Source organism: Hymenobacter sp. NBH84 (genome assembly GCF_014217645.1).
In the GTDB taxonomy this organism is placed as follows: Bacteria; Bacteroidota; Bacteroidia; order Cytophagales; family Hymenobacteraceae; genus Hymenobacter; species Hymenobacter profundi.
In genome coordinates this window covers 2,996,983-3,010,868 of sequence record NZ_CP043644.1, presented here as the reverse complement: position 1 = coordinate 3,010,868, position 13,886 = coordinate 2,996,983, and the positions used below count along the sequence as shown (strand labels likewise).

Annotated in this window: 12 protein-coding genes; 2 read left to right on the top strand and 10 right to left on the bottom strand. The window is 58.6% G+C overall.

All coding sequences use genetic code 11. The features are described from left to right. Window positions 1–142 precede the first annotated feature (142 nt). The 10 genes from F1C16_RS12565 to F1C16_RS12520 all read right to left on the bottom strand — a co-directional run bounded on the left by F1C16_RS12565 (window position 143) and on the right by F1C16_RS12520 (window position 11,416). A complete protein-coding gene (locus tag F1C16_RS12565; RefSeq protein WP_185280993.1) occupies window positions 143–799 on the bottom strand; it encodes a CoA transferase subunit B in 657 nt (218 codons plus the stop codon). A gap of 91 nt (window positions 800–890) precedes the next feature. Continuing rightward, window positions 891–1,586, bottom strand: a complete 696-nt coding sequence (locus F1C16_RS12560; protein ID WP_185280992.1) for a CoA transferase subunit A — start codon at window positions 1,584–1,586, stop codon at window positions 891–893. A gap of 29 nt (window positions 1,587–1,615) precedes the next feature. Then, window positions 1,616–2,824 carry a carboxypeptidase-like regulatory domain-containing protein gene (locus F1C16_RS12555; protein WP_185280991.1) on the bottom strand — a complete coding sequence of 403 codons (1,209 nt, stop codon included), beginning with the start codon at window positions 2,822–2,824 and terminating at the stop codon, window positions 1,616–1,618. A gap of 72 nt (window positions 2,825–2,896) precedes the next feature. Next, a complete protein-coding gene (locus tag F1C16_RS12550) occupies window positions 2,897–4,096 on the bottom strand; it encodes a carboxypeptidase-like regulatory domain-containing protein (protein WP_185280990.1) in 1,200 nt (399 codons plus the stop codon). 84 nt (window positions 4,097–4,180) lie between these two features. Next, a complete protein-coding gene (locus tag F1C16_RS12545) occupies window positions 4,181–5,128 on the bottom strand; it encodes a bifunctional riboflavin kinase/FAD synthetase (protein WP_185280989.1) in 948 nt (315 codons plus the stop codon). Window positions 5,129–5,273: 145 nt separating this feature from the next. Then, window positions 5,274–6,065, bottom strand: coding sequence for a tRNA pseudouridine(55) synthase TruB (gene truB / locus F1C16_RS12540; RefSeq protein ID WP_185280988.1), 792 nt, complete (start codon window positions 6,063–6,065; stop codon window positions 5,274–5,276). A 2-nt stretch (window positions 6,066–6,067) separates the two neighbouring features. Beyond that, window positions 6,068–6,898 carry an undecaprenyl-diphosphate phosphatase gene (locus tag F1C16_RS12535; protein WP_185280987.1) on the bottom strand — a complete coding sequence of 277 codons (831 nt, stop codon included), beginning with the start codon at window positions 6,896–6,898 and terminating at the stop codon, window positions 6,068–6,070. 81 nt (window positions 6,899–6,979) lie between these two features. Then, entirely contained in the window at window positions 6,980–7,303 is a 324-nt protein-coding gene (locus tag F1C16_RS23225) for a DUF3098 domain-containing protein (RefSeq protein WP_185280986.1), read from the bottom strand. A gap of 90 nt (window positions 7,304–7,393) precedes the next feature. Next, window positions 7,394–8,287 (bottom strand): ABC transporter permease, encoded by an 894-nt coding sequence (locus F1C16_RS12525; protein WP_185280985.1) that lies wholly within the window; start codon window positions 8,285–8,287, stop codon window positions 7,394–7,396. 135 nt (window positions 8,288–8,422) lie between these two features. After that, the gene (locus tag F1C16_RS12520; RefSeq protein WP_185280984.1) at window positions 8,423–11,416 is read right to left on the bottom strand and encodes a DUF2723 domain-containing protein; all 2,994 of its coding nucleotides are present in this window, start codon (window positions 11,414–11,416) and stop codon (window positions 8,423–8,425) included. Between the two features lie 263 nt (window positions 11,417–11,679). Here F1C16_RS12520 and F1C16_RS12515 point away from each other — a divergent pair, with 263 nt between their 5' ends. Continuing rightward, the gene (locus tag F1C16_RS12515) at window positions 11,680–13,068 is read left to right on the top strand and encodes a cell wall metabolism sensor histidine kinase WalK (protein WP_185280983.1); all 1,389 of its coding nucleotides are present in this window, start codon (window positions 11,680–11,682) and stop codon (window positions 13,066–13,068) included. 110 nt (window positions 13,069–13,178) lie between these two features. Then, complete coding sequence (locus F1C16_RS12510) at window positions 13,179–13,850, top strand: response regulator transcription factor (protein WP_185284323.1); 672 nt, start codon at window positions 13,179–13,181, stop codon at window positions 13,848–13,850. The last annotated feature ends 36 nt before the right edge of the window (window positions 13,851–13,886 follow it).

Sequence of the window (13,886 nt, the reverse complement as noted above, 5' to 3'; positions counted from 1 at the left end):
TCCGAATTGAATATGAACGGTGTAGAGACGCATATTTGCGTCTCGTCGTTGCTGAGGTTGGTTGTTCAACGACGAGACGCAAGTATGGGTCTCTACACCATTTAATTAGCACTTGTGACTGGCTGCTGATAGCCTACCTTCCTCACAACCTCATTTCCGACACCTCGCCCTGCGGCACTACCAAGCGGCCGGCGGTGGCGGCTTGTATTTGCTCTACCGATACGCCCGGCGCCCGCTCGCGCAGCACGAAGCCGTCGGGCGTTATGTCGAGCACAGCCAGCTCCGTCACGATTTTCTTGACGCAGCGCACGCCCGTGAGGGGTAGGGTGCAGGCAGGTAGGAGCTTGCTGCTGCCGTCGCGGGCGGTGTGCTGCATGGCCACGATGATGTTGCGGGCCGAAGCCACCAGATCCATGGCGCCGCCCATGCCCTTCACCATCTTGCCGGGTATCTTCCAGTTGGCAATGTCCCCGGTTTCGGATACCTCCATAGCGCCCAGAATCGTCAGGTCCACGTGCTCGCCGCGTATCATGGCAAACGAATCGGCCGAGCTGAATAAGCTGGAGCCGGGTAGGGTTGTCACGGTTTGTTTGCCGGCGTTGATGAGGTCGGGGTCTACCTCGGCTTCCGTCGGAAACGGCCCCATGCCTAGCAGCCCGTTTTCGGACTGCAACTCTACGTTGATGCCTGCCGGGATATAGTTAGCCACTAGGGTAGGGATGCCAATGCCCAGGTTGACGTAGTACCCGTCGCGCAGCTCCTGGGCAATGCGTTGGGCTATTTGATTCTTGTTCAACATGTTGTTTGGTTGCTGAGGTATGCACAGAGGTCCGTAGTGAACGACCTCCGCGAACCTCAGCGCAGGTCTCCGCGAACCTCTGCGCGAAAAATTAATGCCGCACCGTGCGCTGCTCAATCCGCTTCTCGTAGTTCCTACCTTCAAAAATGCGCTGCACGAAGATGCCAGGCGTATGGATGTGGTTGGGGTCTAGCTCGCCGGCAGGCACCAGTTCCTCAACCTCGGCCACCGTTATTTTGCCTGCCGTAGCCATCATGGGGTTGAAGTTGCGGGCCGTGCCTTTGTAGATGAGGTTACCGGCCATGTCGCCGCGCCAAGCTTTCACCAAAGCAAAATCGGCGTGCAGGGCGGTTTCCAGCAGGTACATCTTGCCGTTGAACTCACGGCTTTCCTTGCCTTCGCCTACCTCCGTGCCGTAGCCAGCCGGCGTATAGAAGGCCGGAATGCCCGCGCCGCCCGCCCGTACGCGTTCGGCCAGCGTGCCCTGCGGTAGCAATTCCACCTCCAACTCACCGCTCAACAATTGACGCTCAAACTCAGCGTTTTCGCCTACATAGCTGGAAATCATCTTGCGCACCTGCTTGGTTTGCAACAGCAGCCCAATGCCAAAGTCATCGACACCGGCGTTGTTGCTGATGCACGTGAGTTCCCGCACACCCAGGCGCAGAATTTCCTGAATGGCGTTTTCGGGAATGCCACACAGGCCGAAGCCGCCTAGCATCAGGGTCATGCCATCGGTGAGGCCAGCCAACGCCGCCTGGGCGTCGGGTACTACTTTATCAATCATACGGGTGGATAGGTGGGTACGCCAGAAAGTTAACGTTTCATACGCAACTCCAGCGCCGGGGGCTGGTAGTCCTGCGGCAGCAACTCGCCTACCCGCTCGAAGCCCCAGTAGCCTTCCGTGACTACCGCGCCAATAGTGCGTACGACGCCCGCGGCGGCCACCTCCGCTTCCGGCGTACGCAGCCGCACAACGGAGCGCTGCGTCTTGCTGTCGGTCTTGGGGCCGGGGAAAAGCCGCTGGTACATCGCGTCTTTTTCTTCGCCTTCATACGTTACGGCCATCAGACCCTGGAACCGCAGCCACGTTTGTGTGGGTGCTCGTCGCCGTAAGCTGTCGATGGGCAACTCCTCGGGGCTGAGGGCAGATGTGATGGGCGGCTCGCGTAGGGCGTGCACCACGGCCATCGGCAAGCCACGGTTTCGGACGCCTAATATGCTGTGCGTCAGCATAAACGTGTCGGACCAAGCGCGCCGTTGATTCACCTCGCGCCGCAAGCGCTGCACCCGAAAGCCAGCCGCGTCCACTTCATCGTGATATACGCTGCGCAGGAAGTGCATAAAAGAGCCGTGGTAGGCGCGCTGCCGATTTTCGGCCCACCGCCGGCGTTGCCGCTCGTTGCGGGGCGTCAGGTCCTGGAAGCTTACCTGACTGTCGGTGTAGGTGGTTTGCTGCCCATAATTCACCTGAAAATCCAAGTCGTAAAACGTTACGCGGTAGCCCAAGGCCTCATTATCGACTTGGAGCTGGTAGGGTGTGTACGCCGTAAGCACATCTTTTTGGGCGTCGTACTCTACCACTACGCCATCCGGGTTGCGGATTTTACACTGCTTCGAGAAAGACGAACTGCCCAGGAAACGTTGCGCAAACCGGGCATAGTCGGCGGGGCGGTTGCGGTGGGGGCGCACCACCACTTCGCTCAACTGATTGATGGTAGGCGCCAGCTGAATGATAAAGGTTTGCGGGGCGTCGGCTACTGTTATGGTCTGCTTGTAGAGCTGGTAGCCCAGGTAGGAAACCACTAGCGTGTAAGAGCCCGGTTTCAGGGTCGGAAACGTAAAGTTTCCCTGTGCATCGGTGGGAGTGCCCACGGTGGTATTGGCAAAAAAGACGTTGGCCATTTCCAAGGGCTTTCTCGTCTGCGCATCAAGCACTTGGCCACTCAGCGTGCTTTGTGCCGATGCCCATTGGGCTAGCAATAGAAGGGATAAAAGTAATCCTGCAAAACGTGTGTAGCGCATCCGTGATAAGGTATAAATAGAGTAATGTAAGCGACTTCGGAGTCTGAATACGAAGCTACAGCAATAGAAAAGCTACGGTCTCGGCGGAATATAGTCATAGGGTAGCATTTCGCCCATTTTCTCGAAGCCCCAGTAGCCATCGTTGTAGATGGCCAACGGATGTGCCAGGCGGCCGTTCGGGAAAATCTGCACGGCGGGCATTTGCAGATACAGCGTCGAAACTTCCTCGGTGGGGGTGGGACCGGGTTGCAGTTGGCCGGGCACTTCCGGTCGGTAGCGTGGGTCGGCCTTTTCGGGGAGGTAGGTGATTTGCAGCAGGTCGTGGAAGCGCAACTGGCAGGTATCAGCCACGAGCTGGCGCAGGCTATCGATAGGTAGAGGGCGGGTATAGAGGTAGCCGTAGCTGCGCGGCTCCTGACGCTGGCGCTGCAACGAGTCGGGCAGTACCAAAGATTGGCCGGGTGTCAAGGTAGCCAGCAGATGCTGCATGAGGCTATCGGCGCGGGCCCGGCGCGGGTTGTCCACAATGCGCAGTTTCTGCACCCGAAAGCCCTGGTCTTCCACCTTATTCTCATACACGCTGCGCAGGAAATGAATCTGCGAGCCGTGGTAGGCGTGCTGGCGGTTCTCGGCCCAGCGCCGCTGCTGGCGGGTGTTGCGGGCGCGCATTTCCTCGAATATCGGCGAGCCGTAGAATTGCACAAACTGCCGCTTGAAATCAACCGAGAAGTGCAGGCCGTAGTACTTCACGCGGTAACCCAGCGCCCGGTTTTCCACCAACACAAATTCGCGACTGGTGGCGGTCAGTTCGTTGGCCTGCGGGTCGTAGTCTACCAGCACGTCGTCGGGGTTGCGGATGCGGCACTGCTGCGAGAAAGTGGTAGAACCCAGGAACAGCTCCTCGAACTTGCGGTAGTCGTCGGGATTATTTTTGTGAGGGCGCACCACTACTTCGGCTAGCTGCTGGGAGGTAGGTAGCAGCCGCAGATTGACGTTCAGATTCTTGTCTTGCACTAAGATAGCCCGGCGGTAGAGCTGGTAGCCTAGGTAGGAAACCAGCAGCTCATACGGCCCCGATGCCACCCCGCGCAGCTCAAACCTACCCTGCGCATCAGTAGTAGCGCCATAGGTAGTGTTGGCCAGAAACACGCTGGCAAATCCCAGCGGCTCATTTGTCAATGAATCGCGGGCTACGCCGCGCACGGTTATCTGGGCGCTGGCTGCTGTGGCCAGGCAGAAGAAAAGCAGGAACAAGAAACCAATGCGTCGCATAGCCAGATAGTATGGTAGGCTATACTACGAAAGTTTCGTAGAAGTTTCGATACGGGATGACAGACGATAAACGAAAAGTACTTTCTACCCCAACTGCTGCCGGGCAGCTTCGGCGTCCAGCGCCAGCTGTGCTTTCAAAGCATCCAACCCATTGAATTTCTGCTCATCGCGCAGGCGGGCTACAAACTCCACGGTGAGTGGCTGGTCATACAGGTCACCGTCGAAATCGAGCAGGTGAGCTTCTACCGTTTCAGCCAGGTCCCCGCCCACGGTGGGGCGCACGCCAATGTTGAGCATGGCGGGGTAAGTGGTGCCGGCGGCCGTGGTGGCGCGTACGGCGTACACGCCACGAGCAGGTACCAATTTCAAAGGCTCCGCGCACCGAATGTTGGCGGTAGGGTAGCCAATGGTGCGGCCCAATTGCTGGCCCTTCACTACAGTGCCGGTGAAGGGGTAAGCGTAGCCCAGGTACCGGTTGGCAGTAGCCACATCGCCGCTTTCCAGGGCGCGGCGGATGCGGGTGCTGCTCACGCCCACGGCGTCTACGTCCTCGCGCGGAATCTCCTCCACGCGCATCCCGTAGCGGTCGGCGTGCTGGTGCAGGTAGTCGAAGCCGCCCTCGCGGTTCTTGCCGAAGCGGTGGTCGTAGCCAATCACGAGCCGCTGCGTGCCTACTGTATCGAGCAGGATTTTCTGGATGAATTCCTCTGATGTCCAGCTCGCAAACTCTTTCGTGAATGGGACAATCAGGAGATAGTCAATGCCAAAATCGCGCAGCTTGGCTTCGCGCTCGGCCAGCGTATTCAGCAGGCGCAGTTCCAGCAGTTCGGGGTGGGAGGGAGGCGGCCCCAGCACCAGGCGCGGGTGCGGCCAGAAGGTAATCACCACTGTAGGGCCGCCGTGCTGCCGGCCCACCGTCAGCAGCCGTTGCAGAATTTTCTGGTGACCCAGGTGTACTCCATCGAACGTACCGCTAGTCACTACGGCATTGCCGAGGTAGGGAAACTGCGCCGGGTCCCGAACGACGTGCATTTTCAATTAAAAATTAAGAAGTAAAAAGTAGGAATGGGTGGTGGGAGAGCCAACAACTATCGAAAGGTTTGTACGCATTTGGAAAGTCTTTCGTCCATCTATCATCCTTAAGCGGAACTTAGGATGATAGATGATTTTCTTTCTGCTACTCTGACTTACTCCCTGCGTTATTTTCGAAAAACTCAATGCCGGCGCGGCGTTCGGGGCGGGGTTTGCGGGGGCGCTCGGGGCGCGGGGTGCTACCCTCGGGCCGGGGCGGACGCAGGGCCTGAATGGCTTCTATCGTAAAGGCATCTTCCAAGCGGTACTCGCCAATGCGCGTGCGCACCAACTTGGTGAGGTGGGCACCGCAGCCCAGGGCCACGCCAAAATCGCGGGCGAGGCTGCGGATGTAGGTGCCCTTGGTGCATACCACCCGGAAGTCTACCTCGGGTAGCTCCACGCGCGTCAACTCAAAGGCTTTGATGGTGATTTCCTTGCTCTTGATTTCGGCCTCGCCACCCCGCCGGGCTACCTCGTAGGCCCGCTCGCCGTTCACCTTAACCGCCGAAAACAGCGGCGGCGTTTGCTGAATGGTGCCCACAAACTGTTGGGCAGCAGCCAGCAGGTCGGCTTCGGTGAGGTGCTGGTAGGGCGCCTCGTGGTCCACGGGAGTTTCCAGGTCGAAGCTGGGGGTGGTCTGGCCCAGGCGGAAAGTGCCGGTGTACTCTTTTTCCTGCGCCTGAATCTGGTCGATTTGCTTGGTGAGCTTGCCCGTGCACAGAATCAACAGGCCAGTAGCCAGCGGGTCCAGTGTGCCGGCGTGCCCGATTTTGCGCGGGCGCAGGGTGCTTTTCACCTTTCGCACCACGTCAAAGGAACTCCAGGTCAGCGGCTTATCTACGAGCAGAACTTCGCCCGCTTCAAAATCAAACTCAGCTAAGGTTCTGGCTGCCATATTTATACGATTTGCAGGTTGATTTTCAGGCCAATTAGCAAGAGCAGAATACCGCCTACAATAATGCGGTAGACACCAAAGGCGCGGAAGCCGTACTTGGCCACAAAATTCACGAACAGCCGGATAGCGAGCAGCGCCACCACAAAGGCTACCACGTTGCCCACCAACAGCTGCATTACTTCATCGTGAGAAAACAAATCGTTCAATTGAACACCCTGCTTAGTCGCCTCCTGGTAGTAATCGAGAAGGTCTTTGGCGGCAGCGGCGGCCATAGTGGGCATGGCCAGGAAGAAGGCAAATTCGGCGGCGGCGCGGCGAGTTAGCTTCTGGGTCAGACCACCGATAATGGTAGCAGCCGACCGGCTCACGCCCGGCACCACGGCAATGCATTGAAACAAGCCAATGATAAAGGCCTCGCGGTAGTTGGGCGTCGTGACGGGGTGGCCGCCTTTTTCCTGCTGCTCTTGCGGAAACCACTTATCCACAAATAGTAGCACCACGCCGCCTACCACGAGCATCAGCGCCACCACCGTTACCGATTCCAGCAGCGCGTCAATGTGCTCTTTCAGCAGCAAACCGACAAATACAATGGGCAAAAAGGCTACAAATAGCTTCAAATAGAAATCAACGCTCTGAAAAAAGCGGCGCCAATACACCACCAGCACCGATAAAATGGCGCCTAGCTGAATGACGACCAGGTAGAGCTTGGTGAACGGGGTAGCCGTGATGCCCAGCAGGGCAGAAGCAATAATCATGTGCCCGGTGCTGGACACGGGCAAAAACTCGGTGAGGCCCTCCACAATTGCGAGGAGGATGGCTTGCCAATACGTCATTGTGCGTAAGCTGATAGCCGATAGCGGTTAGCTACTAGCTTTGGTTCTGACTAGCAGAGGGTTATAAATATGCCGATGCTTTTATGAGCGCGGCTTGTTGTAGGTAGGGCGCGGCGCGGGAGCAGGCGGAGCCACAGGCGTGGTGGGCGGCGTAGCCAGGGGGGTAGGCATGGTGTCTTGAGTAGACTTGGGGATTTCTACCGGCCCGCCGGGTTTGGCCATAATGGCCCAAAACTCAATCAGAAACCCAATGACCAGCAGAATCGGCCCGAGCGTGATGCCCAGGAATCCTTCGCCGTAATCGGTTGAGTCGAGGGTCATGGTGATGAAACCGGCCGCCAGCACTGCCAGCCCGACAAACATCAGGCGGTAGTTGCGAGGACCAAAAGCAAAGCGTTGGTTCATGAGGGTAGAGGTCTTGGGGGCTTAGAGTCTCAGAGATACGGTTGTTCTGATGTATAATCGATGAACAAAAACCAGGATCCTAAATCCTATTTAATACAGATCATCCAGCGACAGGCGCAGGTATTTTTTAACGGCGCGGTAGGAGCTGAAAAAGCCAATACCGGCTCCCAGCGCTACCATCACCACAAACAAAACAAGGAGTAGGCGTTGATCTAAAAACAGTTGAATTTCGGGCACGTTGAGGGCCGCATATTGCAGCAGGCCCCACAGCAGCAGCCCGCTCAGTACGCCGCTGGCCACGCCCTGCCAGGTAGCGCGCCTTAGAAACGGCCACTGAATAAAAGCTGGGGTAGCTCCTACCAGCTGCATACTCCGAATAAGAAAGCGCTGCGAAAACAGCGCCAGCTTAATGGTGTTATTGATGAGAATAACCACTACCACCGTGAGCACCACCGCGAAGCCTAACAGCACCAACGTGAAGCGGCGCAGGTTTTGGTTGATGGAATCGATGAGGCTCTGCACGTATTGCACCTCAAACACGCCATCCTGCTTCTTCAGCTCCTGCACAATGCGGCCTAGCTGCACCGAGTCGGCATACTCGGCGTTGATGCGGAGAATGTAGGCATCGCGCAAGGGGTTGTCGCCCAAGAATTGCTGAAAATCTTCGCCGGTCTGGTCAATTAACTCCTTGGCGCCTTCTTCCTTGGAAAGAAACCGCACCTGCGGCTGGCTGCCTTTGTAAGCAATGTAGGGCTTACTGGCAAAGTCCTGCTGCAAGCGCAGAAGCTGGGTTTCGGGTAGGCCGCGCTCCAAGTACACCTGCATCTCGATGCTCTCCTTCACGAGGTTGGAGATTTTGTAGCCCGAAATCAGCAAGGTGCCAAACAGCCCTACCACCAGCAGCGCCAGCGTGATGCTGAACACCACCATGGTATGCGGATAACTACCGAGAGTCTTTTTGCGAATGGAGCGCGCCTGGGCCATACCGGCAAAAGTAACGTGAAGTTTTTGAAGTGTTGCTTTTTGGGGTGTTAGTTAGGGTCTTGAGTAGGATAGGGCAAGGCAGGGCTGTCATGTTGAGCGGAGCCGAAATATGATGGCCGTATTTCACTCACCACCTCACCGCAGGTAGGGCACTAGCAATTGATAAGCACGCTCGGCTCTCTGGGCGTCGCCTACCCGTTGCGCGGCCAGGTAGAGCTGCTGCGCCGTGCCCATGTGCTGGTTCAACTCTCGTTCCATCAACGGGTTGGCGTGGCTGGTGTAGTAAGCCAGCGCCCGTTGCGTGTGGTCTAGGAGCACATCCATTAGTTGCTGGGCGCGCTTGACTTCGCCTCCGGCCACCAACGCGGGCACCAGTGCCGGCGAGTAGTAATCGTAGGGAATGGCCGCATCGGGTAGCACCGACAGGCACTTGTCGGCTACCTGCTTGGCGGTGGCCGTATCGCCGGCGGCGAGGTAGGCGTTGGCGAGGCGTACGAATTTATCGCGGTAGCTGGCCGGAAACATTAGGTTGGTTTCATCATAATAAATGCTGGGGTTGTTGAGGCCACGATAGGCGAAGCGTTGCATCAGATTGTGGTACAGAATCTCTTTTGCCACGTAGCCATCGTCGTTACCGCGTGGGTTGTAGTCGGGATTGCGCAGCGGAAGCACGCGCCATGCCAACCCTTCCAGCTGGAAATACGGCTCCAGCCCTAGGTGGTCCTGCGACAGCGCCACGCTGGTAGCAAAGTAGATGGGCCGCTTCCAATTGTTGGTGGCAAGAATGTCCAGAATAGCCAGGCTCTTTTTCTCCAACGCCCGTTTGCTCACGTTGAACGTCATTTTACTGACCAAGTGGCCGCGTCGCTCCTTTGGGACAATGCCACTTTGCAGCACGGCTGCCGTGTCTACGGGTAGGTAGAAAGTAGGCGAGGGGAAGGACAGTAGGGTAGGCCCGCCCTCGCCGTAGCTAACCTTCAGCAAGTCGCTGTCTTCCTGCACCAAGCGCAGAAAGTCCTTCAAGTTGACTTCCCCTACGCTTGGGTTCTCGGCGTACGGCAGGTAGTCGTTGGTGCCCTGCGCGTAGCGCGAACTCTCCAGTGAAAAGGCTACTGGCGCCGATTGATAGCTACGCTGCCTCATCTGGTCAATGTGCCAATCGGTGTTCATATAGGGTAGCACCGCTATGCGCACATCGGTACGGACGCCCTCTACCTCCTGGGCGTACCACAGCGGGAAGGTGTCGTTGTCGCCGTTGGTGAACAAAATGGCGTTCGGCGCGCAGCTGTTGAGCAGGTTCCGGGCCGAGTCCACGGAGTTGTAGCGGCCCGAGCGGTCGTGGTCGTCCCAGCCCTGGGCCAGCAAGAGGCCCGGCGCCAGCAGCCCCAGCAGCGTCACCACGCCGGCGCGGGCCGTGTCGGCCTTGATGACTTTGCCCAGCAGGTCGGCCAGCGCGAGCACGCCCAGCCCGATCCAGATGGCAAAGGCATAAGTGGCGCCCGTGAAGGTGTAGTCCCGCTCTCTAGGCTCAATGGGCGGCTGGTTCAGGTACACGACGATGGCCAGGCCCGTGAAGACGAACAGCAGGCCCACGATCAAGGCGTTCTTCGAGTCGCGGCGGGCCTGGTAGAACAGGCCCAGCAACCCTAAGATGAGCGGAATGGCGAAGAACTGGTTGCGCGCTTTGCTCTCGGCCACGCGCTCGGGCAGGCCCTGGCGGGTTTCGGTGGGCCAGAGCGTGCCGGCCTGCTGCACGTCGGATTCACGGCCGGCGTAGTTCCACAGAAAGTAGCGCCAGAACATGTGCCCCATCTGGTAGCGGAACAGAAACGACAAGTTTTGGCCCATCGTCGGCTTCACGCCTTCGCGGATGTCCACCCAATTTTGATAATAAGGCACGCGCTGGGCAGTGCTGGCATCAGCATAAATGCGGGGTAGGAGCATCTTGTCCTCGGCGCGGTACACCAACTCCTGCTTCTGCTCGGCCACCACGTACTTATCGCCCTGACGCACATAGCGCGGTCCAGCATCTATTTGGTCAATCGGCTGCGCAAAGACGTGGGGGCCATAGAACAGCGGCCGAGAGCCGTATTGCTCGCGCTTGAGGTAGCTTACGAAGGAGAGCACATCCTCGGGGTCGTTTTCGTTGATGGTGGGGTGGTAGGAGCTGCGGATCGGCACGATCAGGTAGGAGCTGTAGCCAATCAGAATGAACACGAAGCAGAGCATGAACGTGTTCAGCAGCTGACTGCGGCGCACGAAGCTCTGGCGGAAACCTAGCCAAATCAGCCCGACCAGCAGCAGCATAAACAGCACGATGCCTGAGTTGAAGGGTAGCCCCAGGGTGTTGATGAAGAATACTTCGAAGTTGCCCGCCAGCGTGGGCAGGCCCGGAATGATGCCCACCAGAATGGCGCCCACCAGCACAAAGCTGATAACCAAGGTAGCGATGCCCCCAGCCCAGTTGGGGGTTGGCTGGCGGCGGAAGTAGTAGAGAAAGCCTAGGGCGGGGATGGCCAGCAGGTTCAGCAGGTGCACCCCGATGCTCAGGCCGATGACATAGGCCAGCAGCACCAGCCACTTGTCACTATCGGCCTCGTCGGCGCGGTTTTCCCACTTGAGCATCAGCCACACCACCGTGGCCGTGCCCAGCGCCGACATGGCGTAGACCTCAGCTTCCTCGGCGTTGAACCAGAACGAGTCGGAGAAGGCAAACGAGAGGGCGCCCACGGCCCCGGCGCCCAGGATGAGCAGCGTCTGGCCCAGGGTAGGCTCCAGGCCGCGGTCGTCGTGCAGGCCGGGGCGGCGCAGCACGAGCTTTTTGGCCAGCAGCGTGATGGACCAGAACAGAAACAGGATGGTGAAGGCGCTGCTCAGGGCCGAGAGGCCGTTGACGAGCACGGCCACTTTCGTGACGTCGCCGAAGCTGAGCAGCGAGACGAGGCGGCCCAGCAGCAGGAAGGTAGGGGCGCCGGGGGGGTGGGGCACGAGCAGCTTGTAGGAGCAGGCGATGAACTCGCCGCAGTCCCAGAACGAGGCCGTGGGCTCCAAGGTGAGCAGGTACACCAGCAGCGAGAGGCCAAACACCACCCAGCCGGCTACATTATTCAATCGGGAGTACAAACGCATATATACAGTGGTCGGTAACTAGTAGTCAAACACCACCTGTCATCCTGAGCTTGCGAAGGACCTTCTCACGCTAGAACGACAGGCGTCACAACGACTCGTTCTGACGTGAGAAGGTCCTTCGCTCTGCTCAGGATGACAGGTGGTGTAAAGGACCTGCAAGCGGACGTAAACGACTGTTATTTTGTGTTAAAGAATGTTAACGGCTTGATTCCCTACCCCCTCCGGCCGTACTTGCAGGTACTCGCCCTTCAGCCGTGCCGCCCATGAAAAGTCGCCTACGTGTTATCTTCTGGCTGATCAGCCTGTGTATGCTGGGTATCAATGGGTTCCAGGCATACTGGCTCTACACCACATACCAACTAAACACGGCGCAGTTTGCCCGCACGGCCCACGAGGCGCTGTTGGCGGTGGTACAGCGTCAGCAGCTGGCGGCCGTGCAAACGTTGCTGCAACCGGCCGCTACTAGCAGCCGCTACGGTCACGTAGCCCTACCCATCCGGCAGCTCGACGCAGCCGACCGTAGCCAGCTGCAACAGCTCTGGCAAACGGGCAGCCAACGGCCAGCGGGCGCCCTGGCCGCCCGCCGGCAAGACGACAGCGTGGCCCAGGCGTTTCTGCAATTGCTGCTGCGCCATGCTGGCACGCCTACCCTCAACCTGACCCAGTTAGCCGATGCCTACCAAACCGAGCTGCGCCAGCGCCAGGCCGAAACCGCGTTTCTGTTCGATACCCTGGCTACGGCTACCACCCAGCGCACCCGGCTGACAACTGCGCTGGTGGGCTACCCCGTGCAGACGCCTGCCGTGGCCCTACCCAATCTGCCGGGCGTGGCCGTGCGGGCTTCGTTCCGGCCGCCGGTGCCCTACTTGCTGCGGCAAATGGGAGGCTTGCTGGCGGGTTCGGTAGGCTTGTTGGTGCTCACCACAGCTTGCTTTGGCCTTATGCTGAGCACCATTCTGAGGCAGAAAAAACTGTCGGAGATTCGGGAAGACTTCATCAACAATATGACCCACGAGCTGAAAACGCCCATTGCCACGGTATCAGCGGCGTTGGAGGCGTTGCAGCACTTTGGGGCCTTGCAGAACCCGCAGCGGGCCGAAGCCTACCTTGCCATTTCGCAGCAGGAGCTGGCGCGGCTGTCGGGGTTGGTAGAGCACGTGTTACACATGGCCGTGGCCGAGCGCGAACCGCTCCGGCTGACGCCCGAAACCGTACAACCCGCCGAGCTGGTGGCCGAGCTGGTGCAGCAACACCAGCTCACCAGCGCTAAGCCCGTGCATTTCGATGTTGATGTGGATGCCACCGCCGTGCACTGCGACCGGCTGCACCTGCGCAACGTCATCAGCAACCTCATCGACAACGCCATCAAGTACTCCCGTGAGCAGGTCACCATCCGCATTCAAGGCCAACCTGAGCCCAGCGGCTGGCGCCTCACCGTGGCCGACGACGGCATTGGTATTCCGGCCAGCTACCAGCCCGCCGTGTTCGACCGATTCTTTCGGGTGCCTACTGGCAACTTGCATCCAGTCAAGGGGTTTGGGTTGGGGTTGTATTACGTGCGGCAGGTGGTAGAGCGGCACGGCGGCCACCTGCACCTGCAAAGCGAGCAGGGTAGGGGCAGCACGTTTTCGTTGTGGCTGCCTTCTTTTTAAGCTGTTAGCTGATGGCCATTAGCTGTTCGCTTTTGAGATGAATTACAACCTGTTAACCGTTGGCGAATGAATTCTGAACCAGCTACCAGCCATCAGCTAACAGCCAAAAAATTCTTCTCATCGAAGACGAAGCCTCACTAGCCTTGATTGTCAAGGACAGCTTGGAGGTGCGCGGGTTTGCGGTAGAACACGCCGCCGATGGAGAGGAAGGCTTGCGTCTGTTTCGCCAAACCACACCCGATATCGTAGTGGCTGATGTGATGCTGCCACGCCTGGATGGCTTCTCGCTGGCTGAGCAGCTGCGGCGCGAAAACACAACGGTGCCCATCATTTTCCTTACCGCCCGCTCCCAGCCAGCCGACGTGGTACGCGGCTTCGAGCTGGGCGGCAACGACTACCTACGCAAGCCCTTCAGCATGGACGAGCTGGTGGTACGCATCCGGGCGCTGTTGCAGCGGGCGGTGCCTACCCCGAGTACCACGCCCCAGGAGCCCTTGCAAATAGGCCGCTACATATTCGCGCCTACTCAGCAAAAGCTGCGGCTGGCCGATACCGAAATCGAGCTAACGCACCGCGAATCGGAGCTGCTCCGGCGCCTCTACGACCACCGCAACCACGTACTGGAGCGCTCCACGGTGCTACTTGACCTCTGGGGGCAGGACCATTTTTTTAACGGCCGCAGCCTCGACGTGTTCATCACCCGCCTGCGCCGCTACCTCCGCGCCGATCCGCAGGTACAAATCCTAAACGTGCGCGGCATTGGCTATAAGCTTATATTTTAAGCTGTTAGCTGATGGCTGTTCGCTTATAGCTTTCGT

Coding starts and splice junctions, on each gene's coding strand:
- F1C16_RS12550 (WP_185280990.1), bottom strand. CDS start 4,096: ATGCGACGCATTGGTTTCTTGTTCCTGCTTTTCTTCTGCCTGGCCACA.
- F1C16_RS23225 (WP_185280986.1), bottom strand. CDS start 7,303: ATGAACCAACGCTTTGCTTTTGGTCCTCGCAACTACCGCCTGATGTTT.
- F1C16_RS12515 (WP_185280983.1), top strand. CDS start 11,680: ATGAAAAGTCGCCTACGTGTTATCTTCTGGCTGATCAGCCTGTGTATG.
- F1C16_RS12535 (WP_185280987.1), bottom strand. CDS start 6,898: ATGACGTATTGGCAAGCCATCCTCCTCGCAATTGTGGAGGGCCTCACC.
- F1C16_RS12525 (WP_185280985.1), bottom strand. CDS start 8,287: ATGGCCCAGGCGCGCTCCATTCGCAAAAAGACTCTCGGTAGTTATCCG.
- F1C16_RS12560 (WP_185280992.1), bottom strand. CDS start 1,586: ATGATTGATAAAGTAGTACCCGACGCCCAGGCGGCGTTGGCTGGCCTC.
- F1C16_RS12545 (WP_185280989.1), bottom strand. CDS start 5,128: ATGCACGTCGTTCGGGACCCGGCGCAGTTTCCCTACCTCGGCAATGCC.
- F1C16_RS12555 (WP_185280991.1), bottom strand. CDS start 2,824: ATGCGCTACACACGTTTTGCAGGATTACTTTTATCCCTTCTATTGCTA.
- F1C16_RS12565 (WP_185280993.1), bottom strand. CDS start 799: ATGTTGAACAAGAATCAAATAGCCCAACGCATTGCCCAGGAGCTGCGC.
- truB (WP_185280988.1), bottom strand. CDS start 6,065: ATGGCAGCCAGAACCTTAGCTGAGTTTGATTTTGAAGCGGGCGAAGTT.
- F1C16_RS12520 (WP_185280984.1), bottom strand. CDS start 11,416: ATGCGTTTGTACTCCCGATTGAATAATGTAGCCGGCTGGGTGGTGTTT.